We start from the raw sequence: 22,683 nt of genomic DNA, 5'->3' as shown, positions 1-22,683 counted from the left end.
CGGGCGCGTCCCGCATGTGATGGTCAGGAGGTTCATGTGAACAAGTCGTTGCTGGTTGGTGCGGTATTGGGTGCTGTCGGTGTCACAGCCGGGGGTGCTGTTGCCACCTACAGCCTGGTTAAAAGCGGCCCTGAGTATGCGCAAGTATTAGCCGTTGAGCCGGTCAAGACACAGATCAAGACTCCACGTGAAGTATGCAAGGATGTAACGGTGACCCGTCAGGCACCGGTAAAAGATCAACACCAGATCGCCGGTACCGTGGTCGGCGCGCTGGCCGGTGGTTTGCTGGGTAACCAGATTGGCGGCGGTACCGGCAAGAAGATTGCCACGGTGGCCGGTGCGGTCGGTGGCGGTTATGCGGGCAACAAGGTGCAGGAGGGCATGCAGGAGCGTGACACCTACACCACCACGCAAACCCGCTGCAACACGGTCAATGACATCAGCGACAAGGTCGTCGGTTACGACGTGCGTTACTCGCTTGATGGCAAGGAAGGCAAAGTGCGGATGGATCGCGATCCGGGCAACCAGATTCCGGTCGACAAGGAAGGCAAGCTGATCCTGTCGCAGAATGAGCCGGGTCAGTAAGGCTCCATAGTTGTGAAAAGAAGCACCCTGCGGGGTGCTTTTTTTATACCCGCGATTCAGGGCAGCGCGCGATTCTCACCTGTGGGAGCGAGCCTGCTCGCGAATATGGTCCAACAGTTGATATTTCCTTTGTTGACACGCCCATTCGCGAGCAGGCTCGCTCCCACAGGGAATTGTGCTGTTTGGAATTGCAGGCATAAAAAAAGCACCCCGAAGGGTGCTTTTTGGTTTCGCGTGAAGCTTAGCGCTTCAGCGAGGCCGGCAGGTGCGGCTGGATCGCCGTCAGTACTGCCTTGAAGCATTTGGTGTTGCCGGCAACGATGTGGCCTTTCTCAAGGAAGTCGTGACCACCGGTGAAGTCGCTCACCAGGCCGCCGGCTTCTTGAATCAGCAGGGCGCCTGCAGCCATGTCCCACTCGGACAGGCCCGATTCCCAGAACGCATCGAAACGACCGGCAGCTACGTAAGCCAGGTCCAGGCTCGCCGAACCGGCGCGGCGGATGCCGGCAGTCTGGCCAACCAGGGCGCGGAACATGCCGAGGTAGTTGTCGAGGTTGTCCATCTGGTCGTCACGGAACGGGAAGCCAGTGCCGAGCAGGGCGCCGTCGAGGCTGGTGCGACCGCTGACGCGCAGGCGACGACCGTTCAGTTGAGCGCCGCGACCACGGCTGGCGGTGAATTCTTCCTGGCGGACCGGGTCCAGAACCACTGCGTGTTCCAGACGACCACGATATTTGCAGGCAATGCTCACTGCAAAGTGCGGAATGCCACGGAGGAAGTTGGTTGTGCCGTCCAGCGGATCGATGATCCACAGGTACTCCTCGCCTTCGATGCCGGTGCCAGCGTGCAGGCCGGTTTCTTCACCCTGAATCGAGTGATTCGGGTAAGCCTTGCGCAGGGCATCGATGATTTTCTGTTCAGCGGCGCGATCGACCTCGGATACGTAATCCTTGGCGTCTTTTTCGTCGACCTTGATGGTATCCAGGCGCTCGATGGAGCGGAAGATCAGTTCACTGGCGCTGCGGGCGGCGCGCAGCGCGATATTCAGCATGGGCTGCATGGATGTGTCACCTAAGGTTGTTAAAGAAAGCCGCGCATTCTATCAGAACTTTTCTTCAGGTGAAGGACGCTGTTCGCTTTCATAGCTTAACGGTAGGCTGTTCTGTAAGATTTGCCCCCCTTTCCTGTGTCCGAGAGCGCCTCCCTTGCTGCAGAACATTCGTGTCGTCCTGGTCAACACCAGCCACCCCGGCAATATCGGCGGGGCCGCGCGCGCCATGAAAAACATGGGTCTGTCGCGACTGGTGCTGGTCGAACCGCGGGTCTTCCCGCACCACGAGGCCGACGCCCGCGCCTCCGGTGCCGGTGACATCCTTGAAAACGCCCAGGTCGTCGCCACCTTGGAAGACGCTTTGGTCGGTTGCAATCTGGTGCTCGGCACCAGCGCCCGCGACCGGCGTATTCCCTGGCCGCTGCTGGACCCGCGCGAATGCGGCAACAAGGTGGTCGAAGAAGCCGGGCAGGGCGCCGAGATTGCCTTGGTGTTCGGCCGTGAAGATTCAGGCCTGACCAATGAAGAGCTGCAGCGATGTCATTTTCACGTGCACATCCCTTCCGACCCGACGTTCAGTTCGCTGAACCTCGGAGCGGCGGTGCAGGTGTTGAGTTATGAAGTGCGCATGGCCTGGCTGGCCGCACAGGGTCAGCCGAGCAAAGTCGAGAAAGAAGAAGTGGCCTCGGTGAAAAGTGCCGAGCTGGCGACCATGGATGAGCTGGAGCGATTCTATGAGCACCTGGAGCAAACGCTGGTCGCCATCGAATTCCTCGATCCGGAAAAACCACGGCACTTGATGGCGCGCCTGCGCCGGTTGTATGGACGCAGCTCGGTCAGCCGGGCGGAAATGAATATTTTGCGTGGCATCCTCACGGAAACCCAGAAAGCGGCCCGTGGCGAGCTTCTAAAGCGGAAGGATTAAATGATGTTTGAGCGTTTGCGTGAAGATATCCAAAGCGTATTCCATCGAGACCCGGCGGCGCGTAACGCTTTTGAAGTCCTGACCTGCTACCCCGGCATGCATGCGATCTGGATTCATCGACTGGCCGGCATGCTCTGGCGCAACGAGTTGAAATGGCTGGCGCGGCTGGTGTCGAACTTCGGTCGCTGGCTGACCGGGATCGAGATTCACCCGGGCGCCAAGGTCGGTCGGCGGTTCTTCATCGACCACGGCATGGGCATCGTCATTGGTGAAACCGCCGAGATCGGCGACGACGTCACCATCTATCAAGGCGTGACCCTCGGCGGCACCAGCTGGAACAAAGGCAAGCGCCACCCGACGCTGGGTGATGGCGTGGTGGTTGGTGCCGGGGCCAAGGTCCTTGGCCCGTTCACAGTGGGTGCAGGCGCCAAAGTCGGCTCCAATGCTGTGGTCACCAAGGAAGTGCCGCCGGGTGCCACGGTGGTGGGGATTCCGGGGCGGATCATCGTCAAGACCGATGAAGAGCAGGACGCCAAGCGCAAGGCCATGGCGGAAAAGATCGGTTTCGACGCTTATGGCGTCAGCGAAGACATGCCCGACCCGGTGGCGCGCGCCATCGGCCAGTTGCTCGACCATCTGCAAGCGGTGGACGGGCGTCTGGAGGGTATGTGCGGGGCGCTGAAGGATCTGGGCAGCAATTACTGTGCGAAAGATCTGCCTGAGCTGCGTGAAGAAGATTTCGCCTGCGTGAAGGGCAAGGACGAATCCAAAGCCGGCTGAACCGCGGCGCTGCTTTTCGCGAGCAGGCTCGCTCCCACAGATGAATGCATTCCAATGTGGGAGCGAGCCTGCTCGCGAAGAACGATCACGCGGTTGCGCTGGCTGTCCGCGCCCCGTCTTTGCTATAGTGCGCGCGCTCTTTTGCGGGTAAACCCGACTAAAGCACTAGGTCTTATAGTTGACTTAAATGCTCGGGAATTGCATACTCCCGCCCATTCCGAACTCCGTGGTAACTGTCCATGCGACTGACTACAAAAGGCCGATACGCCGTGACCGCCATGCTTGACCTGGCGTTGCACGCGCAGCACGGGCCGGTGTCTCTGGCCGATATCTCCGAGCGCCAAGGCATCTCCCTGTCCTACCTCGAGCAGCTGTTCGCCAAGCTGCGCCGCAGCAACCTGGTTTCCAGCGTTCGCGGTCCGGGTGGTGGCTACCAGTTGTCCCGTGACATGCAGGGCATCCAGGTTGCCCAGGTGATCGATGCGGTGAACGAATCGGTCGATGCCACCAAGTGCCAGGGTCAGGGCGATTGCCATTCCGGTGATACCTGCCTGACCCATCATCTGTGGTGCGACTTGAGCCTGCAGATTCACGAATTTCTGAGCGGTATCAGCTTGGCCGACCTTGTGACTCGCCGTGAGGTACAAGAAGTGGCCCAGCGTCAGGACCAGCGCCGTTGCAGCAGCAAGGCGCCACGCCTGGACAAGATTGAAGCGTCCGCCGTCGAATGACAGCCGAAGAGCTACCCGCGGCACGCCAGCCCTGATTTAGGAGATAGTCCATGAAATTGCCGATTTACCTTGATTACTCTGCAACCACCCCGGTTGATCCGCGCGTTGCGCAGAAAATGAGTGAATGCCTGCTGGTCGACGGAAACTTCGGTAACCCGGCGTCCCGCTCCCACGTGTTCGGCTGGAAGGCTGAAGAGTCCGTCGAAAACGCTCGTCGTCAGGTGGCCGATCTGGTCAATGCCGACCCGCGCGAAATCGTCTGGACCTCCGGTGCCACCGAATCCGACAACCTGGCGATCAAGGGCGCGGCACATTTCTACGCCTCCAAGGGCAAGCACCTGATCACCAGCAAGATCGAGCACAAGGCTGTCCTCGACACCATGCGCCAGCTGGAGCGTGAAGGTTTCGAAGTGACCTACCTCGAGCCTACCGAAGACGGTCTGATCACCCCGGCAATGATTGACGCCGCACTGCGCGAAGACACCATTCTGGTGTCGGTGATGCACGTCAACAACGAAATCGGCACCATCAACGACATCGCCGCCATCGGCGAGATGCTGCGCGCCAAAGGCGTGCTGTTCCATGTCGACGCTGCTCAGTCCACCGGCAAGGTCGAAATCGATCTGCAGAAGCTGAAAGTCGACATGATGTCGTTCTCCGCCCACAAGACTTATGGCCCTAAAGGCATCGGCGCGCTGTACGTCAGCCGCAAGCCGCGTGTGCGCATCGAAGCGACCATGCACGGCGGCGGTCACGAGCGCGGCATGCGTTCCGGCACCCTGGCGACCCACCAGATCGTCGGCATGGGCGAAGCGTTCCGCGTAGCCAAGGAAGACATGGCCGCTGAAAACGTGCGCATCAAAGCCTTGAGCGATCGCTTCTACAAGCAGGTCGAGCATCTGGAAGAGCTGTACGTCAACGGCAGCCTGACCGCCCGCGTTCCGCACAACCTGAATCTGAGCTTCAACTACGTTGAAGGCGAGTCGCTGATCATGGCGCTCAAGGATCTGGCGGTATCGTCCGGTTCGGCCTGCACCTCGGCGTCGCTGGAGCCTTCGTACGTATTGCGCGCCCTGGGCCGCAACGACGAACTGGCACACAGCTCGATCCGCTTTACCTTCGGCCGTTTCACCACCGAAGAAGAAATCGACTACGCCGCGCAGAAGGTCTGCGAGGCCGTTACCAAGCTGCGCGCTCTGTCGCCGCTGTGGGACATGTACAAAGACGGCGTCGATATCTCGAAAATCGAGTGGGCGGCACACTAACTATAGAAGCCGCCGGATACAGATCCTGTAGCGACGCGGCGTTAACGCAGCGCAGTTGCAGGGTCTCAAGAGCGGCCCTGATGAGTGAGGATTGAGAATCATGGCTTACAGCGAAAAGGTCATCGACCACTACGAAAACCCGCGCAACGTCGGCAAGATGAACGCGGAAGATCCTGATGTCGGCACCGGCATGGTCGGCGCTCCGGCGTGCGGCGACGTGATGCGTCTGCAGATCAAGGTCAACGATCAGGGCGTTATCGAAGACGCCAAGTTCAAGACCTACGGTTGCGGTTCGGCAATCGCCTCCAGCTCCCTCGCCACCGAGTGGATGAAGGGCAAGACCCTGGACGAAGCCGAAACCATCAAGAACACTCAGCTGGCCGAAGAACTGGCCCTGCCGCCAGTGAAAATCCACTGCTCCGTGCTCGCTGAAGACGCTATCAAAGCGGCTGTTCGCGACTACAAGCAGAAGAAAGGCTTGATCTGAATTTCAAGATTCGGCGACGAGTAAGGAGTCAACGATGGCTATCAGCATGACAGAAGCGGCTGCTCGACACGTGCGGCGCTCCCTCGACGGGCGCGGCAAAGGTGAAGGGATTCGTCTGGGTGTTCGCACCACAGGCTGTTCCGGCCTTGCCTACGTGCTGGAGTTTGTCGACGAGGTAGTGGCGGAAGATCAGGTGTTCGAGAGTCACGGCGAAAAAGTGATCATCGACCCGAAGAGCCTGGCCTACCTGGACGGCACCGAGCTCGATTTCGTCAAGGAAGGGTTGAACGAAGGCTTCAAGTTCAACAACCCCAACGTGCGCGGTGAATGTGGCTGCGGCGAAAGCTTCAACATCTGAGGCTGGTCGTGGGTATTCCTTGTCATTTCGCTTTATTCGAGCTGCAACCGAGCTTCCGCCTGGATCTCGAGCAGTTGGCCACGCGCTACCGTGAGTTGGCGCGCGGCGTCCATCCTGACCGTTTTGCCGATGCATCCGAACGCGAGCAGCGCTCGGCACTCGAGCAATCGGCGCGGCTCAACGACGCCTACCAGACGCTCAAGAGTCCGGCCCAGCGCGCACGCTATCTGCTGAAAATCAGCGGGCATGAAGTGCCAATGGAAGTCACTGTCCACGATCCCGAGTTTCTTTTGCAGCAGATGCAATGGCGCGAAGAGCTTGAAGATCTGCAGGACAGTGCCGACCTCGACGGTGTCGCCGTGTTCAAGCGTCGCTTGAAGGCGGCTCAGGAGCAGCTCAACGAAAGCTTCGCAGCCTGTTGGGATGATGCAGCGCAACGCGAGCAGGCCGAACGCCTGATGCGGCGCATGCAGTTCCTCGACAAGCTCACCTACGAAGTGCGCCAGCTGGAAGAGCGCCTCGACGATTAACCCAGTGCTGCCCTGATTGCACGCTGACAGACAGACAAGACCTGATCACCATGGCTCTACTGCAGATCGCCGAACCCGGCCAAAGTCCTCAACCGCACCAGCGCCGTCTGGCTGTGGGCATCGACTTGGGTACTACCAATTCGCTGGTCGCTGCGCTGCGCAGTGGTCTTTCCGAACCGCTGGCCGACGCCAACGGGCAGGTCATCCTGCCGTCCGCCGTGCGTTATCACGCCGACCGCGTTGAAGTCGGTGAGTCCGCCAAGCTGGCGGCAGCCTCTGATCCTCTGAACACCGTGCTCTCGGTCAAGCGCTTGATGGGTCGTGGTCTGTCCGACGTCAAGCAATTGGGCGAGCAACTGCCGTACCGCTTTGTCGGCGGCGAATCGCACATGCCGTTTATCGATACCGTGCAAGGCCCGAAAAGCCCGGTTGAAGTCTCCGCCGATATCCTCAAGGTCCTGCGTCAGCGCGCTGAAGCGACCTTGGGTGGCGAACTGGTTGGCGCGGTAATCACCGTTCCTGCCTACTTCGACGATGCGCAGCGTCAGGCCACCAAAGACGCGGCCAAGCTCGCCGGTCTCAACGTGTTGCGTCTGCTCAACGAGCCGACTGCCGCTGCGGTGGCGTACGGTCTGGATCAGCACGCCGAAGGTCTGGTGGCGATCTACGACTTGGGCGGCGGTACTTTCGATATCTCCATTCTGCGTCTGACCGGCGGCGTCTTTGAAGTTCTGGCCACTGGCGGCGACAGCGCGCTGGGCGGCGATGACTTCGATCACGCGATTGCCGGCTGGATCATCGAGAGCGCTGGCCTGTCCGCCGATCTCGACCCAGGCGCGCAACGCAATCTGCTGCAAACCGCCTGCGCGGCCAAAGAAGCCCTGACCGATGCGGCCAGTGTGGAAGTGGCTTACGGCGACTGGAAAGCACAACTGACCCGCGAAGCCTTCGATGCGCTGATCGAACCGATGGTCGCGCGCAGCCTGAAAGCTTGCCGCCGCGCGGTTCGCGATTCCGGTATTGAACTGGAAGACGTCCATGCCGTGGTCTTGGTCGGCGGTTCGACCCGCGTGCCACGTGTGCGTGAAGCTGTTGCCGAAGCCTTCGGTCGTCAGCCACTGACGGAAATCGACCCGGATCAAGTGGTGGCCATCGGGGCCGCGATCCAGGCCGACACCCTGGCTGGCAACAAGCGCGATGGCGGCGAACTGCTGCTGCTCGATGTTATTCCGCTGTCCCTGGGGCTGGAAACCATGGGCGGTCTGATGGAGAAGGTGATTCCGCGCAACACCACCATCCCCGTCGCGCGCGCCCAGGACTTCACCACTTATAAAGACGGCCAGTCGGCCATGGCGATCCACGTGTTGCAGGGTGAGCGCGAGCTGATCAGCGACTGCCGCTCGTTGGCACGCTTCGAATTGCGCGGCATTCCGGCAATGGTGGCGGGCGCGGCGAAAATTCGCGTGACCTTCCAGGTCGATGCCGACGGTCTGCTCAGCGTGTCTGCCCGTGAATTGGGCTCGGGCGTTGAGGCGAGCATTCAGGTCAAGCCTTCCTATGGTCTGACCGATGGCGAAATCGCCAAGATGCTCAAGGATTCGTTCCAGCATGCCAATGACGACAAGGTCGCCCGCGTTCTGCGTGAGCAGCAAGTCGATGCCCAGCGCCTGCTCGAAGCGGTGCAGGGCGCTCTGGAGGCCGATGGCGAGCGTTTGCTCGACGCCGAAGAGCGCATGGTCATCGAACTGCAAATGCAGGAACTGGCCGAACTGATGAAAGGTACCGATGGTTACGCCATCGAGCAGCAGACCAAGCGTCTGTCGCAAGTGACCGATGCTTTTGCTGCCCGCCGCATGGATCTGACGGTGAAAGCCGCTCTGTCGGGGCGCAACCTGAATGAAATCGAGGATATCTGATGCCGCAGGTCATTTTTCTGCCCCACGAGAAGTTTTGCCCTGAAGGCATGGTGGTCGAGGCTGCGCCCGGCACCTCTATTCTCGAGCTGGCCCACGAACACCATATCGAGATGGAAAGCGCATGCGGCGGCGTCTGCGCCTGCACCACGTGCCATTGCATCATCCGCGAGGGTTTCGACTCGCTGGAAGAGGCCGACGAGCTGGAAGAAGACTTCCTCGATCGTGCCTGGGGCCTTGAGGCGCAATCGCGTCTGGCTTGCCAGGCTATCGTTGGTGAGGAAGACCTCACCGTCGAGATTCCGAAATATTCGCTTAACCATGCGGCCGAAGCGCCGCACTGACTGGTAAGACTGTCATGAGCTACGGTTGGAATGATGTTCAACGCATTGCCGAAGAGCTGGCCGAGGCCCACGAGGGGCTCGACCCGTATTCTGTAGGTTTTGTCCGTTTGCAGCAGATGATCCTTGAGCTGCCTGACTTCGATGCTACTTCTGGCCGTGTCGGCGAGAAGGTGCTCGAAGCGGTTCAGGAGCTCTGGGCCAAAGAATTGGACTGATCGTCTCGCAGGTTAGGCAATACCCAAGAACCCGCGTATAATTCGCGGGTTTAATTTTTCGCAAATTACCGTTTCTGGAGTTACACCATGGCTGTTCAACGTACTTTCTCCATCATCAAGCCTGACGCCGTTGCTAAAAACGTGATCGGCAAGATCACCACTCGCTTCGAAGACGCTGGCTTGCGCGTTGTAGCTTCGAAACTGAAGCAACTGTCCAAAGCCGAAGCCGAAGGCTTCTACGCTGAGCACAGCGAGCGCGGTTTCTTCGGTGACCTGGTTGCATTCATGACTTCCGGCCCGGTTGTCGTTCAGGTTCTGGAAGGCGAAAACGCTATCGCTCGCAACCGTGAGCTGATGGGCGCTACCAACCCTAAAGAAGCTGCTGCCGGCACCATCCGTGCTGACTTCGCTGAATCGATCGACGCCAACGCCGTTCACGGTTCGGACTCCGAAGCTGCTGCCGCTCGCGAAATCGCTTACTTCTTCGCAGCTACTGAAGTAACCACTCGCTAAGCATTGCTTGCAGAGTGAAGGTGAATCCATGACTACATCGACTGTTAAAACAAACCTGCTGGGTCTGACCCAGCCGGAAATGGAAAAATTCTTCGACTCAATCGGGGAGAAGCGTTTCCGTGCCGGTCAGGTAATGAAATGGATTCACCACTTTGGCGTCGATGATTTCGACGCCATGACGAACGTCAGCAAAGCCTTGCGCGACAAGCTCAAGGCCATTGCTGAAGTGCGTGGTCCGGAAGTGGTCAGCGAGGACATCTCCAGCGACGGCACCCGTAAATGGGTGGTCCGCGTGGCGTCCGGCAGCTGCGTCGAGACCGTGTACATTCCCCAGGGCAAGCGCGGCACCTTGTGCGTTTCGTCCCAGGCAGGCTGTGCCCTGGATTGCAGTTTCTGCTCCACCGGCAAGCAAGGCTTCAACAGCAACCTCACCGCCGCCGAAGTCATCGGTCAGGTGTGGATTGCCAACAAATCTTTCGGCAGCGTCCCGGCCACCGTCGACCGCGCCATCACCAACGTGGTGATGATGGGCATGGGCGAGCCGTTGCTGAACTTCGACAACGTCGTCGCCGCCATGCATCTGATGATGGATGACCTCGGCTACGGGATCTCCAAGCGCCGCGTGACCCTGTCCACTTCGGGTGTGGTGCCGATGATCGATGAGCTGGCCAAGCACATCGACGTGTCCCTGGCGTTGTCCCTGCACGCACCGAATGACGCATTGCGTAACCAATTGGTGCCGATCAACAAGAAATATCCGCTTAAGATGCTGCTCGAGTCGTGCCAGCGCTACATGTCCGCCCTTGGCGAAAAACGTGTGCTGACCATCGAGTACACCTTGCTCAAGGACGTCAACGACAAGCTTGAGCACGCGGTGGAAATGATCGAGCTGCTTAAAGACATCCCGTGCAAGATCAACCTGATCCCGTTCAACCCGTTCCCGCACTCCGGGTACGAGCGGCCGAGCAACAACGCCATCCGCCGCTTTCAGGATCAGTTGCATCAGGCCGGTTTCAACGTCACCGTGCGCACCACTCGTGGTGAAGACATCGATGCCGCATGTGGTCAATTGGTAGGGCAGGTGCTGGATCGCACCCGTCGCAGCGAACGTTACATCGCCGTGCGCGAGTTGAGCGCCGACAGCGATCTGGCACAGAACGCTGCGAACACTAACTAAGAGAGGATCTCTATGTCCCTGCGCTTTGCGCTGCTGTTGCTGATGGCCAGCCTGTGTGCTGGTTGTGTCCTGTCGGGTGACTACAACCCGATGAAGACCAGCAAGGGCCGCGATGAAGCGCGGGCTGCCTACGTGCAGTTGGGACTGGGCTACCTGCAGCAGGGCATGACCGAACGCGCCAAGGTGCCCTTGAAGAAGGCGCTGGAGCTGGACAGTTCCGACCCCGACGCGAATGCGGCCCTCGGTCTGGTGTTTCAGGCCGAGATGGAGCCGGCACTTGCCGACGAGCACTTTCGCAAGGCCCTGTCCTCACGTCCTGCCGATGCACGCATCCTCAACAACTACGGCAGTTTTCTCTACGAAGAACAGCGCTACAAGGAAGCCTACGAGCGTTTTGAACAAGCGGCCGCCGATACCCTGTATCCTGAGCGTTCGCGGGTCTTCGAAAACCTCGGCATGACCGCCGCCAAGCTTGGCCAGCGTGATCTGGCGCAGCAACAGCTGGAAAAAGCCCTGCGCCTGAACCGCCAACAACCACGGGCGTTGCTGGAAATGGCTGAGTTGTCCTTCGAAGACAGGCATTATGTGCCCGCGCGTGACTATTACGACCGTTTCAGCCAGCTCACCGAACAAAATGCACGTAGTCTATTGCTCGGCGTTCGGCTGGCAAAAGTGTTTGAAGATCGCGACAAGGCAGCCAGTTACGGTCTGCAATTAAAACGACTCTATCCCGGTACGCCGGAATATCAGCAATACCTGTCGGAGCAATGATGAAAGCGGCGCATCCCGAAGTTGTAGCAGCGAATCGCGTTAATCCCGGTGAGACCCTGCGCCAGGCCCGCGAAAGCAATGGCTGGTCGCTGGCCGAAGTGGCCCTCAAGCTCAACCTCACCGTGACATCCCTGAGTAATCTTGAAGCCGGCGCTTTCGACAAGCTGCCGGGGCATACCTTCGCTCGCGGTTACATTCGCGCCTATGCCAAATTGCTCGGCATGGACCAGACCGTTCTGGTTCAGCAGTTCGACCAGTCCACCGGCACCGACTCCCAGGGCAGCAACGTTCACGCCCTCGGTCGTATCGAAGAGCCGGTGCGGGTTTCCCACACCATTTTGCGTATCGTCAGCCTGTTGCTGCTGATCGCAGTCATCGGCGGCGGTTTCGTCTGGTGGCAGGATCAGACTTCGCAGCGCACCCGCGATCTGACCAGCCTGGCACCGGAGCACGTCGAAGTCGAAGGCGCTGACGGCACCACGCAGATCCACCCGATCGACGAGCCGGAAGACCAGGCTGTCGCCGAAAATCAGGCCGACAATTCGACATCGCTGGCCTTGCCGCAGTCGGAAACCAGTGCTGAATCGACCGGCGCCGAATCCGCGGCGCCAGCGACCGAGCCAACTGCCCCGGCAGTTGCGCCAAGCGCACCGGCACCGACGCCTGCGCCAGTGGTGGCAGCTCCGGCCACTCCAGCGCCGAATGTCCCTGCGACACCTGCCCCGACCGCGCCGGTTGCTCAAGCGCCAAGCGCTGAAGCAACTGCGCCGGTTGCCGGCGAAGGCCAGGTGCAATTGCAGTTCACCGGCGATTGCTGGGCACAGGTGACCGATGGCCGTGGCAAAGTGATTTTCAGTGGTCTGAAGCATAAAGGCGACAGCGTGAGTGTTTCCGGCAAGCCGCCGCTCGCCGTACGTCTGGGCGTCGCCCGTGCAGCACAGGTCAGCTACAACGGCCAACCGGTCGATATCGCTCCGTTCACCAGTGGCGAGACTGCTCGCCTGAAGTTGGGTCAATAAGTCATGCACGGCGAATCTCCAATCAAACGTCGCGAATCGCGCAAGATCTGGGTCGGCAACGTACCGGTGGGCGGCGATGCGCCGATCGCTGTGCAGAGCATGACCAACAGCGACACCAATGACGTCGCCGCGACCGTGGCGCAGATCAATCGTCTGGAAGCCGCCGGGGTCGACATCGTTCGCGTTTCGGTACCGGACATGGACGCCGCCGAGGCGTTCGGCAAGATCAAGCAACTGGTCAAAGTGCCGTTGGTGGCTGACATCCACTTCGACTACAAGATCGCCTTGCGCGTGGCCGAGCTGGGTGTCGACTGCCTGCGTATCAACCCGGGCAACATCGGTCGTGAAGACCGCGTGCGTGCCGTGGTCGATGCCGCCCGTGATCGCGGCATTCCGATCCGCATCGGCGTCAATGCCGGTTCCCTGGAAAAAGACCTGCAAAAGAAATACGGCGAGCCGACCCCGGCTGCATTGGTCGAGTCCGCTTTGCGCCACGTTGAACACCTTGAACGCCTGAATTTCCAGGACTTCAAGGTCAGCGTTAAGGCCTCCGACGTGTTCATGGCCGTCGAAGCGTACCGTTTGCTGGCGAAAGAAATCGTCCAGCCGCTGCACCTCGGCATCACTGAAGCTGGGGGTTTGCGCTCGGGCACAGTGAAATCCGCCGTGGGCCTAGGTATGCTGCTCGCCGAAGGGATTGGCGATACTATCCGCATCTCGCTGGCGGCCGACCCGGTCGAGGAAGTGAAGGTCGGTTACGACATTCTCAAGTCTTTGCATCTGCGTTCCCGTGGCATCAACTTCATCGCCTGCCCGAGCTGCTCGCGGCAGAACTTCGATGTGGTGAAAACCATGAACGAGCTGGAAGGGCGCCTTGAAGACCTGCTGGTGCCGCTGGATGTCGCGGTCATCGGTTGCGTGGTCAACGGCCCCGGCGAAGCCAAGGAAGCCCATATCGGCTTGACCGGCGGCACGCCCAACCTGATTTACATCGACGGCAAGCCGTCGCAGAAACTGACGAATGACAATCTGGTGGACGAGCTGGAAAAGCTGATCCGCCAGAAAGCGGCCGAAAAGGTCGAAGCTGACGCTGCCGTTATCGCGCGCGGCTGATCGAACGAATTAAGGAAATTTTGTGAGCAAGTCTCTGCAAGCCATTCGTGGCATGAACGACATCCTGCCCGAACAGACCCCGCTGTGGCGTTATTTCGAAGGCACCGTGGCGCGTCTGCTGGATAACTACGGTTACAAGCAGATCCGCATGCCGATCGTCGAGTTCACCGAGCTGTTCAAGCGCTCGATCGGCGAAGTCACCGATATCGTCGAAAAAGAGATGTACACCTTCGAAGACCGCAACGGTGACTCCCTGACCCTGCGTCCGGAAGGCACTGCGGCCTGCGTACGTGCCGTGCTCGAACACGGCATCACCGGCGGTGGTCAGGTGCAGAAACTCTGGTACATCGGCCCGATGTTCCGCCACGAGCGACCGCAGAAAGGCCGTTATCGCCAGTTCCACCAGATCGGTCTGGAAGTGTTCAACCTCGACGGTCCGGACATCGACGCCGAGCTGATCATCATGACCTGGCGCCTGTGGGGCGAGCTGGGCATCCGTGATGCGGTCAAGCTCGAACTCAACAGCCTCGGCACCAGCGAGTCCCGTGGTCGCTATCGTGAAGCGCTGGTCGAGTATCTCTCGGCGCACCACGACAAGCTCGACGAAGACAGCCAGCGTCGCCTGAAAACCAACCCGCTGCGCGTGCTCGACACAAAAAATGCCGACACCCAGGCCGTGCTGGTCGATGCACCGAAAATGGCCGACTACCTCGACGACGAGTCCCGCGCTCACTTCGAAGGCCTGAAGGCGCGTCTGGATGCCGTTGGCATTCCTTACGTGCTCAACCCGAAACTGGTGCGTGGCCTCGATTACTACAGCAAAACCGTTTTCGAATGGGTCACCGACAAGCTCGGCGCCCAGGGCACCGTGTGCGCGGGCGGCCGTTACGACGGGCTGGTCGAGCAGATGGGCGGCAAGCCAACCCCGGGCGTCGGTTTCGCCATGGGCATCGAGCGTCTGGTATTGATGCTCGAAACCCTTGAGCAGATCCCGCAGGAAATTTCCCGTCAGGTCGACGTCTACCTCTGCGCCTTCGGTGAAGAAGCCGAGCTGGCCGGTCTGGCCCTGGCCGAACGGGTTCGCGATGAACTTCCAAACCTGCGCCTGCAAGTCAATGCCGGCGCCGGCAGTTTCAAAAGCCAGTTCAAGAAGGCCGACAAGAGCGGTGCGCTGTACGCATTGATCCTCGGTGACGACGAAATGGCCCAGCAAGTGGTAGGTTTCAAACCCCTGCGTGGCCAGGGCGAACAACAAAGCATTGCCTGGGATGCGCTCGCCGCTCACCTGGCCACCTGCGTCGTGCAGGGTTGAAGCTGTCTTAACAGCCGATTTAGCGATTAAGGAGTATTGGGGTGTCGAGTACCGAAGACGAACAGTTGGCGGATTTGAAGGACTGGTGGACACGCAACGGCAAACCTCTGGTCACCGGCGGCCTGTTGGCGCTGGTCATCGTGTTCGGCTGGCAGGCATATCACAAATACCAGAGCAACCAGTCGCAAGGCGCCTCGGTGCTCTATCAGCAATTGCTGGAAACCACGCTGACGCCTGACGGCAAGCCTGATGCCGCCCGCGTTGCGGATCTGGCCGGCAAGCTCAACAGCGAATACGGCGGTTCGGCCTACGCGCAGTACGGCAGCCTGTTCGTCGCCAAAGTAGCGGTCGACAGCGGCAAGCTGGACGACGCGGCAACCGAACTCAAAGCCATCGTCGACAAACCGGCCAACCCGGCGCTGGGCGAAATCGCCCGTCAGCGTCTGGCGCAGGTGCTGGGCGCGCAGGACAAGGCCGAAGACGCCCTGAAACTGCTCGACGGCGATGCCGACAAAGCGTTCCTGGCCACTCGCGAAGAACTCAAGGGCGACCTGCTGGTGCGCTTGGGCCGTACCGATGACGCGAACAAGGCGTATCAAAAAGCCAAGGCGGCACTGTCGGATGAAGCGGCGGTCGGTGGCCTTCAAATCAAGCTCGACGACCTGGCCAAAGGGGATGCGTGACGTGATCCGTTGGAAGCATGCAGCATTGCTGGCTCTGGCCCTTCTGGCCGCGGGTTGCAGCAGCAACAGCAAGAAAGAATTGCCACCGGCCGAACTGACCGACTTCAAAGAAGAAGTGGTTCTGCAGAAGCAGTGGAGCCGCTCGATCGGTGACGGTCAGGGCGAAACCTACAACATGCTGGTGCCGGCGATCGACGGTGACACCATCTACGCCGCTGATGTGACCGGTGTGGTGATGGCGCTGGATCGCAGCAACGGCGACGTGAAGTGGGATCAGGATCTGGAACTGCCTGTCTCCGGCGCCGTTGGCGTGGGTTACGGTCTGGTACTGATCGGTACCCTGCGTGGCGAAGTCGTCGCTCTGGACACCAGCAACGGTGAAGAGAAGTGGCGTGCCCGCGTCAACAGTGAAGTCCTCGCGCCGCCCGCTAACAATGGCGACGTGGTCGTTGTGCAGACCCAGGACGATCGTCTGATCGGTCTGGACGCTGCCACCGGCAACCAGCGCTGGGTGTATGACAGCACCCCGGCGGTCCTGACCCTGCGTGGCACCAGTGCTCCGCTGGTGACCAACCGTCTGGCGGTAGCTGGCCTGTCGACCGGTAAAGTAGTCGCGCTGGACATCTCCAACGGCGTGCCGGTGTGGGAACAACGCATTGCCATTCCACAGGGTCGTTCGGAACTGGAGCGCGTGGTCGACATCGACGGCGGTCTGCTGCTGTCCGGCGGCACGCTGTATGTGGCCAGTTATCAGGGGCGCGTTGCGGCACTGGACCTGGAAAGCGGCCGTCAACTGTGGCAGCGCGATGCGTCGAGCTACGCCGGTATCGCTCAGGGTTTCGGCAGCGTCTACGTGAGCCTGTCCTCTGGCACCGTTGAAGGCGTCGACGAGCGTTCCACCACCGCACTGTGGAGCAACGACTCGCTGGCTCGCCGTCAACTGTCGGCACCGGAAGTGTTCTCCAGCTACGTAGCTGTGGGTGACCTGGAAGGTTATCTGCATCTGCTGAGTCAGGTCGACGGTCGTTTCGTCGGCCGTGAGCGCATCGACAGCGACGGCCTGCGTGCCCGTCCGCTGGTGGTGGGCGACACGATTTATGTGTATGGCAACAGCGGCAAACTGGAAGCCCTGACCATCAAGTAACAACTATGCTTGGGGTTCATCCCCAAGCGGCCCTGCATCAGCAGGGTTTGCAGCGCCCCCGGGTGTTGCCCCGAGCACCAGCCGCTGCCTCGCAGCGGCTTTTGTATTTTCTGAAATAACGAAGTGGAGAGCCGCATGGTTCCCGTAATCGCCCTGGTGGGCCGACCGAACGTCGGCAAGTCCACCTTGTTCAACCGCCTGACCAGGACTCGTGACGCCATCGTCGGCGACCTGTCCGGTCTGACCCGTGATCGCCAGTACGGTGAGGCCAAGTGGCAAGGGCGTTCCTACATTCTGATCGACACCGGCGGTATCTCCGGTGACGAACATGGTATGGACGAAAAAATGGCCGAGCAGTCGCTGCTGGCCATCGAAGAAGCCGATGTGGTGCTGTTTCTGGTAGATGCCAAGGCCGGTTTTACCGCTGCCGACCAGATGATCGCCGAGCATTTGCGCAAACGTAACAAGCGTTCCCACGTGGTTGCCAACAAGGTCGACAACATCGACCCGGAAATGGCCCGCGCCGAATTCGCCCCGCTGGGCATGGGCCACGCGATCCCGATCGCGGGCGCCCACGGCCGTGGCATCACGCAATTGCTGGAAGCCGCCCTGAGCGAGTTCCCGCGCGATGATGACGAGCCGGCTGAAGGCGAAGAGGAAGAAGTCGTTGCCGAAGGCGAGGAAGCCAAGCGCATTCCTGGCCCGAGCGAAAAAGACGGGATCAAGATCGCCATCATCGGTCGTCCGAACGTCGGCAAGTCGACCCTGGTCAACCGCATGCTCGGTGAAGACCGGGTCATCGTGTATGACCAGCCGGGCACCACCCGCGACAGCATCTACATTCCGTTCGAGCGCAATGAAGAGAAGTACACGCTGATCGACACCGCAGGTGTGCGCAAGCGCGGCAAGATCCACGAAGAAGTCGAAAAATTCTCCGTGGTCAAAACCCTGCAGGCGATCAAAGACGCCAACGTGGTGATCTTCGTGATGGACGCCCGCGAGGGTGTGGTCGATCACGACCTGAACCTGCTGGGCTTCGCGATCGAATCCGGTCGTGCGCTGGTTATCGCGATCAACAAGTGGGACGGCATGACGCCGAGCGAGCGCGACTTCGTCAAAGTCGAGCTGCAACGCCGGCTGTTCTTCGTCGACTACGCCGACATTCACTTCATCTCGGCCCTGCACGGCACGGGCGTGGGGAACCTCTACGCCTCGGTGCAGAACTCGTTCAAGTCCGCTGTGACCCGCTGGCCGACCAACCGTCTGACCCAGATTCTCGAAGATGCGGTGGGCGAGCACGCACCACCGATGGTCAACAACCGCCGGATCAAGCTGCGTTACGCTCACTTGGGTGGTGCGAACCCGCCGATCATCGTGATCCACGGTAACCAGATCGAGAAAGTGCCGAAGTCCTACGTGCGCTATCTGGAAAACACTTACCGTCGTGTACTCAAGCTGGTCGGTACGCCGATCCGCATCGAGTTCAAGGGCGGCGAGAACCCGTACGAAGGCAACAAGAACACGCTGACCGACCGCCAGGTCAACAAGAAGCGTCGCTTGATGTCGCACAACAAGAAAGCCAGCAAGAAGCGCCGCGACAAGAAATAAAAAAGCAGCTTCAAGTTTCGAGCTGCAAGCTTCAAGTAAAAGCAGAGAGGGCTTCGTATGAAGCCCTTTTTTGTGGGCGCGGGTTTTTGCTTGCAGCTAGCAGCTTGAGGCTTGAAACTTGCGTTTCACCTGCAAGGGGCCTCCGATGATCACCAGCAAGCTGCCGAATGTCGGCATCACTATTTTCACGCAGATGTCTCAGCTCGCGGCGCAGACCGGCGCGATCAACCTGTCCCAGGGTTTCCCGGATTTCGACGGCCCGCAGTCGTTGCGTGATGCGGTCGGGCGGCATATCGCCAGTGGCCATAACCAGTATTCGCCGATGACCGGTTTGCCGGCGTTGCGTCAGCAGATCGTGGCCAAGATCGCCCGCAGCTACGGCGTGACTGTCGATGCCGATCATGAAGTGACCGTGACGCCCGGCGCGACCCAGGCGATCTTCTGCGCGATTCAGGCCGTTATCCACAGCGGCGACGAAGTCATCGTCTTCGATCCGTGCTACGACAGCTATGCACCGGCAACGGAGCTGGCGGGTGGTCGTTGCGTGCATGTGCAGCTGAATCCGGTCGATTTCTCCATCGACTTCGATCAGCTCGCCGCGGCCCTGAGCCCGCGGACGAAAATGATCGTCATCAACACCCCGCATAACCCCAGCGGCGCATTGATCAGCCGCGCCGAGCTCGATCAACTGGCGGCGTTGATCCGTGATCGCGACATCTATCTGATCAGCGACGAAGTCTACGAACACCTGGTCTTCGACGGCGTGCCGCATGTCAGCGTGCTGGCCCATGAAGAGCTGTATCAGCGCGCGTTCGTGGTCAGTTCGTTCGGCAAGACGTACCACGTCACCGGCTGGAAAACCGGCTACGTCGTCGCCCCGCCAGCGCTGACAGCCGAATTGCGCAAGGTGCATCAGTACGTCAGTTTCTGTGGCGTCACGCCGCTGCAATACGCGCTGGCCGATTACATGGCCGAGCACCCGGAGCACGTTGAAGAGCTGCCGGGTTTCTATCAGGCCAAGCGCGATCTGTTCTGCGATCTGCTCGCGCCGTCGCGCTTCAGTTTTACCCGAGTCACCGGCACCTATTTCCAATTGGTCGATTATTCGCAGATCCGTCCGGATCTGAACGACGTTGAGATGGCCATGTGGATGACTCGCGAGCACGGTGTCGCGAGCATTCCGGTGTCGGTGTTCTACCAGAATCCACCGCAAGGCCAGCGCCTGATACGCCTGTGCTTTGCCAAACGCGAGGAGACGCTGCGTGAAGCGGCGGCGAAACTATGCGTGATCTGAGTGCATTGCCAGACCTGACTCTGGCGCTGATCCAGACCAGCCTGGCCTGGCACGACCGGCAGGCCAACCTTGAGCATTTCGAGCTGTTGCTGGAACAGGCCCGTGGCGCCGATCTGATCATCCTGCCGGAGATGTTCACCACCGGATTCTCGATGGAATCGGAAACCCTCGCCGAAGCCGAAAACGGCCCGACCAGCAAATGGCTGCGGGCGCAGGCGGCGAAGTTCAATGCGGTCATCACTGGCAGCGTGATCATTCAGGCGGCTGACGGCAGCCATCGCAACCGCTTGCTGTGGGCGCGGCCGGACGGCGAAGCGCTGCATTACGACAAGCGTCACCTGTTCCGCATGGCCGGCGAGCACAACCATTACACGCCGGGCGAGCGGCAGGTGCAGTTCGAGCTCAAGGGGTGGCGGATTCGTCCGCTGATCTGCTACGACCTGCGTTTCCCGGTGTGGAGCCGCGACGCGCAGGACACCGATCTGCTGCTGTACACCGCCAACTGGCCGGGCGCACGGCGTCTGCACTGGAACCGCCTGCTGCCGGCGCGAGCGATTGAAAACCTCTGCTATGTGGCGGCGGTGAATCGCGTGGGCAGCGATGGCAAGGGCTTCGCGTATACCGGCGACAGTCAGGTCCTGGATTTCCAGGGCGAGACGTTGCTGGCGGCGGGGGAGGCGGATGGTGTGTTCAAGGTGGTGCTGGAAGCTGCGCCGTTGGCGGCGTATCGCGAGCGCTTTCCGGCGAACCTGGATGCCGACACCTTTGAGTTCACCTGATACTCCCAGCGCCTGTCAGGACGCCTTCGCGAGCAGTCTCGCTCCCACAGGGAAATGTATTCCAAATGTGGGAGCGAGCCTGCTCGCGAAGGGGCCATAAAAGTCAGCCAGAAACCTGTAGGCAAAAAAAGGCCCCGGAGTTCGCACTCCGGGGCCTTTCGCATTTCAGCGGTCGATTACGCTGCTTTTGCCTCTGGCTGGCTCAGCGAGCGGTTCAGTGCGCTGAACAATGCCTTGAAGCTGGCGGTGGTGATGTTTTCATCGATACCCACGCCGTGCACCGCACGTTCACCGTTCACCCGCAGTTCGATGTAGGCCGCAGCCTTGGCATTGGTGCCCGCGCCGATCGCGTGTTCGTTGTAGTCCATGATTTCCACCGGAATCGGCAGGCCGGCGACCAGTGCTTCCAGTGCGCCGTTGCCCTTGCCGCGCCAGTGCAGGTTGGTTTCGCCCTGACCTTTGCTCGCCACTTCGACTTCGACGGCGCTGTTGCCGTTCTCTTCCTGCAGACGATGGCTGACCAGCGCGTACGGGGTGTTGGCCTGCAGGTATTCGCTGATCAACAGCGAGTGAATCTGCTTGGCGGTCATCTCCAGGCCCAGGCGATCGGTCTCACGCTGTACGACCTGGCTGAACTCGATCTGCATGCGACGTGGCAGGCTGATGCCGTATTCCTGCTCCAGCAAATAAGCGATGCCGCCCTTGCCCGACTGGCTGTTGACGCGGATCACTGCCTCGTAGCTGCGACCGATGTCGGCCGGGTCGATCGGCAGGTATGGCACTTCCCACAGGGTGTCCGGTTTCTGCTGGGCGAAGCCTTTGCGGATCGCATCCTGGTGCGAGCCGGAGAACGCGGTATGCACCAGATCGCCAACGTATGGGTGACGCGGATGCACCTGGATCTGGTTGCACTCTTCGACGACTTTGCGCACGCCGTCGATGTCGGAGAAGTCCAGCTCAGGGTCGACGCCCTGGGTGTACATGTTCAGCGCGACGGTGACGAGGTCAACGTTACCGGTGCGCTCGCCGTTGCCGAACAGGCAGCCTTCGACGCGATCGGCGCCAGCCATCAGGCCCAGCTCGGTAGCGGCCACACCCGTTCCACGGTCGTTGTGGGTGTGCAGGCTGATGATCACGCTGTCACGACGATTGATGTTGCGGCCGAACCACTCGATCTGGTCCGCGTAAACGTTCGGCGTTGCGCATTCAACCGTGGCCGGCAGGTTGAGGATCATCTTGTGCTCAGGCGTCGGGTTCCACACCTCGATCACTGCGTCGCAGACTTCCTTGGCGAATTCCAGCTCGGTGGCGCTGAAGGTTTCCGGCGAGTATTCGAAGGTCCACTCGGTCTCTGGCTGCATGGCTGCGTATTTGACGAACAGCTTGGCAGCGTTGACGGCGATGGCCTTGATGCCGTCCTTGTCCTGGTTGAAGACGATGCGACGGAAAGAAGGCGAGGTGGCGTTGTACAGGTGAACGATGGCTTTCTTCGCCCCGCGCAGGGATTCGAAAGTGCGCTCGATCAGGTCTTCACGGCCCTGGGTCAGCACCTGAATGGTGGTGTCGTCGGGGATGTGGCCTTCTTCGATCAGCGTACGCACGAAATCGAAATCAGTTTGCGACGCGGCCGGGAACGACGCTTCGATTTCTTTCACACCGACCTGCACCAGGGTTTTCCAGAAGCGCAGCTTCTTCGCCGCGTCCATTGGCTCGATCAGCGACTGGTTGCCGTCACGCAGGTCGGAGCTGCACCAGATGGGCGCGGCGTCGATGGTTTTCGACGGCCAGGTGCGATCCGGCAGGTTGATGACGGGAAACGCGCGGTATTTCGAAGACGGATCTTTGAGCATGCTCATCGGGAAATTCCTTGTTGTCTGGGCCGAGAAGAGGCGGCCTGCCGGTTGAACGAATGTTCTTGGAAAAGCGTGGGACGAGGCGCAGCGATTCAGCCTGGCAGTCGTGCGCTGACGAGGCACAGGCTGCGGTGCTGGCGAAGCTGAATGAGGGTGTGAGAGGTTTTCATGGCTTCAACCCTAACCGCGAGGGGAAAGGATGGCAAGCAGTCGGAAAAAATTGAGAGGAATAC

24 protein-coding genes are annotated in these 22,683 nt (G+C 60.2%); 22 read left to right on the top strand and 2 right to left on the bottom strand.

The annotated features are described in order from the left end of the window. The first annotated feature begins 36 nt into the window (after positions 1-36). Entirely contained in the window at positions 37-585 is a 549-nt protein-coding gene (locus PS14A_RS20220) for a glycine zipper 2TM domain-containing protein (protein WP_007956693.1), read from the top strand. Positions 586-826: 241 nt separating this feature from the next. Here PS14A_RS20220 and suhB read toward each other — a convergent pair whose 3' ends face one another. Next, on the bottom strand, positions 827-1,645 hold the full coding sequence (gene suhB, locus PS14A_RS20215) for an inositol-phosphate phosphatase (RefSeq protein WP_016773320.1): 819 nt from the start codon (positions 1,643-1,645) through the stop codon (positions 827-829). Between the two features lie 145 nt (positions 1,646-1,790). Here suhB and trmJ point away from each other — a divergent pair, with 145 nt between their 5' ends. The 21 genes from trmJ to PS14A_RS20110 all read left to right on the top strand — a co-directional run bounded on the left by trmJ (position 1,791) and on the right by PS14A_RS20110 (position 20,597). Then, entirely contained in the window at positions 1,791-2,561 is a 771-nt protein-coding gene (gene trmJ, locus PS14A_RS20210; RefSeq protein WP_073473313.1) for a tRNA (cytosine(32)/uridine(32)-2'-O)-methyltransferase TrmJ, read from the top strand. A gap of 3 nt (positions 2,562-2,564) precedes the next feature. Beyond that, positions 2,565-3,341: a serine O-acetyltransferase gene (gene cysE / locus PS14A_RS20205; protein ID WP_024014221.1), complete on the top strand. Its 777-nt coding sequence runs from the start codon at positions 2,565-2,567 to the stop codon at positions 3,339-3,341. A gap of 239 nt (positions 3,342-3,580) precedes the next feature. Further along, positions 3,581-4,072: a Fe-S cluster assembly transcriptional regulator IscR gene (gene iscR, locus PS14A_RS20200; protein ID WP_016773323.1), complete on the top strand. Its 492-nt coding sequence runs from the start codon at positions 3,581-3,583 to the stop codon at positions 4,070-4,072. 50 nt (positions 4,073-4,122) lie between these two features. Next, a complete protein-coding gene (locus PS14A_RS20195; protein ID WP_016773324.1) occupies positions 4,123-5,337 on the top strand; it encodes an IscS subfamily cysteine desulfurase in 1,215 nt (404 codons plus the stop codon). Positions 5,338-5,437: 100 nt separating this feature from the next. Beyond that, a complete protein-coding gene (iscU, locus tag PS14A_RS20190) occupies positions 5,438-5,824 on the top strand; it encodes a Fe-S cluster assembly scaffold IscU (protein ID WP_003227907.1) in 387 nt (128 codons plus the stop codon). A 34-nt stretch (positions 5,825-5,858) separates the two neighbouring features. Then, positions 5,859-6,182: an iron-sulfur cluster assembly protein IscA gene (gene iscA / locus PS14A_RS20185; RefSeq protein WP_003227904.1), complete on the top strand. Its 324-nt coding sequence runs from the start codon at positions 5,859-5,861 to the stop codon at positions 6,180-6,182. A gap of 8 nt (positions 6,183-6,190) precedes the next feature. Beyond that, on the top strand, positions 6,191-6,712 hold the full coding sequence (gene hscB, locus PS14A_RS20180; protein ID WP_016773325.1) for a co-chaperone HscB: 522 nt from the start codon (positions 6,191-6,193) through the stop codon (positions 6,710-6,712). 50 nt (positions 6,713-6,762) lie between these two features. Further along, on the top strand, positions 6,763-8,628 hold the full coding sequence (gene hscA / locus PS14A_RS20175; RefSeq protein ID WP_212617080.1) for a Fe-S protein assembly chaperone HscA: 1,866 nt from the start codon (positions 6,763-6,765) through the stop codon (positions 8,626-8,628). Then, positions 8,628-8,969 (top strand): ISC system 2Fe-2S type ferredoxin, encoded by a 342-nt coding sequence (fdx, locus tag PS14A_RS20170; RefSeq protein WP_016773327.1) that lies wholly within the window; start codon positions 8,628-8,630, stop codon positions 8,967-8,969. Before hscA ends, fdx begins: the two co-directional genes overlap by 1 nt. Before the next feature lie 14 nt (positions 8,970-8,983). Then, positions 8,984-9,184, top strand: coding sequence for a Fe-S cluster assembly protein IscX (gene iscX, locus PS14A_RS20165; RefSeq protein WP_123530472.1), 201 nt, complete (start codon positions 8,984-8,986; stop codon positions 9,182-9,184). An 87-nt stretch (positions 9,185-9,271) separates the two neighbouring features. Further along, positions 9,272-9,697, top strand: a complete 426-nt coding sequence (gene ndk, locus PS14A_RS20160; protein WP_024014216.1) for a nucleoside-diphosphate kinase — start codon at positions 9,272-9,274, stop codon at positions 9,695-9,697. A gap of 28 nt (positions 9,698-9,725) precedes the next feature. Further along, complete coding sequence (gene rlmN / locus PS14A_RS20155; RefSeq protein ID WP_024014215.1) at positions 9,726-10,874, top strand: 23S rRNA (adenine(2503)-C(2))-methyltransferase RlmN; 1,149 nt, start codon at positions 9,726-9,728, stop codon at positions 10,872-10,874. 12 nt (positions 10,875-10,886) lie between these two features. After that, a complete protein-coding gene (gene pilW / locus PS14A_RS20150) occupies positions 10,887-11,645 on the top strand; it encodes a type IV pilus biogenesis/stability protein PilW (RefSeq protein WP_212617078.1) in 759 nt (252 codons plus the stop codon). Further along, positions 11,645-12,664 carry a RodZ family helix-turn-helix domain-containing protein gene (locus PS14A_RS20145; protein WP_212617076.1) on the top strand — a complete coding sequence of 340 codons (1,020 nt, stop codon included), beginning with the start codon at positions 11,645-11,647 and terminating at the stop codon, positions 12,662-12,664. Before pilW ends, PS14A_RS20145 begins: the two co-directional genes overlap by 1 nt. 3 nt (positions 12,665-12,667) lie before the next feature. Next, positions 12,668-13,777: a flavodoxin-dependent (E)-4-hydroxy-3-methylbut-2-enyl-diphosphate synthase gene (gene ispG / locus PS14A_RS20140; protein WP_016773332.1), complete on the top strand. Its 1,110-nt coding sequence runs from the start codon at positions 12,668-12,670 to the stop codon at positions 13,775-13,777. A gap of 22 nt (positions 13,778-13,799) precedes the next feature. Continuing rightward, positions 13,800-15,089 (top strand): histidine--tRNA ligase, encoded by a 1,290-nt coding sequence (hisS, locus tag PS14A_RS20135; RefSeq protein WP_024014212.1) that lies wholly within the window; start codon positions 13,800-13,802, stop codon positions 15,087-15,089. A gap of 41 nt (positions 15,090-15,130) precedes the next feature. After that, the gene (locus PS14A_RS20130) at positions 15,131-15,772 is read left to right on the top strand and encodes a tetratricopeptide repeat protein (RefSeq protein ID WP_016773334.1); all 642 of its coding nucleotides are present in this window, start codon (positions 15,131-15,133) and stop codon (positions 15,770-15,772) included. Then, entirely contained in the window at positions 15,765-16,916 is a 1,152-nt protein-coding gene (gene bamB / locus PS14A_RS20125) for an outer membrane protein assembly factor BamB (RefSeq protein WP_016773335.1), read from the top strand. Before PS14A_RS20130 ends, bamB begins: the two co-directional genes overlap by 8 nt. Positions 16,917-17,051: 135 nt before the next feature. After that, positions 17,052-18,524, top strand: a complete 1,473-nt coding sequence (gene der, locus PS14A_RS20120; RefSeq protein ID WP_024014210.1) for a ribosome biogenesis GTPase Der — start codon at positions 17,052-17,054, stop codon at positions 18,522-18,524. A gap of 145 nt (positions 18,525-18,669) precedes the next feature. Next, positions 18,670-19,818, top strand: coding sequence for a pyridoxal phosphate-dependent aminotransferase (locus PS14A_RS20115; protein WP_212617072.1), 1,149 nt, complete (start codon positions 18,670-18,672; stop codon positions 19,816-19,818). Next, positions 19,806-20,597, top strand: coding sequence for an amidohydrolase (locus PS14A_RS20110; protein WP_137214098.1), 792 nt, complete (start codon positions 19,806-19,808; stop codon positions 20,595-20,597). The genes PS14A_RS20115 and PS14A_RS20110 overlap by 13 nt, the downstream gene beginning before the upstream one ends. A 176-nt stretch (positions 20,598-20,773) precedes the next feature. Here the strand turns inward: PS14A_RS20110 and leuA are convergent, their stop codons facing one another. After that, complete coding sequence (leuA, locus tag PS14A_RS20105) at positions 20,774-22,453, bottom strand: 2-isopropylmalate synthase (RefSeq protein WP_016773339.1); 1,680 nt, start codon at positions 22,451-22,453, stop codon at positions 20,774-20,776. Positions 22,454-22,683: the final 230 nt, after the last annotated feature.

The sequence above is a fragment of the Pseudomonas sp. 14A genome (assembly GCF_018132745.1).
In the GTDB taxonomy this organism is placed as follows: Bacteria; Pseudomonadota; Gammaproteobacteria; order Pseudomonadales; family Pseudomonadaceae; genus Aquipseudomonas; species Aquipseudomonas mercuritolerans.
Note: the sequence above shows the minus strand (reverse complement) of the source record. Positions and strands in the feature narration are given on the sequence as shown.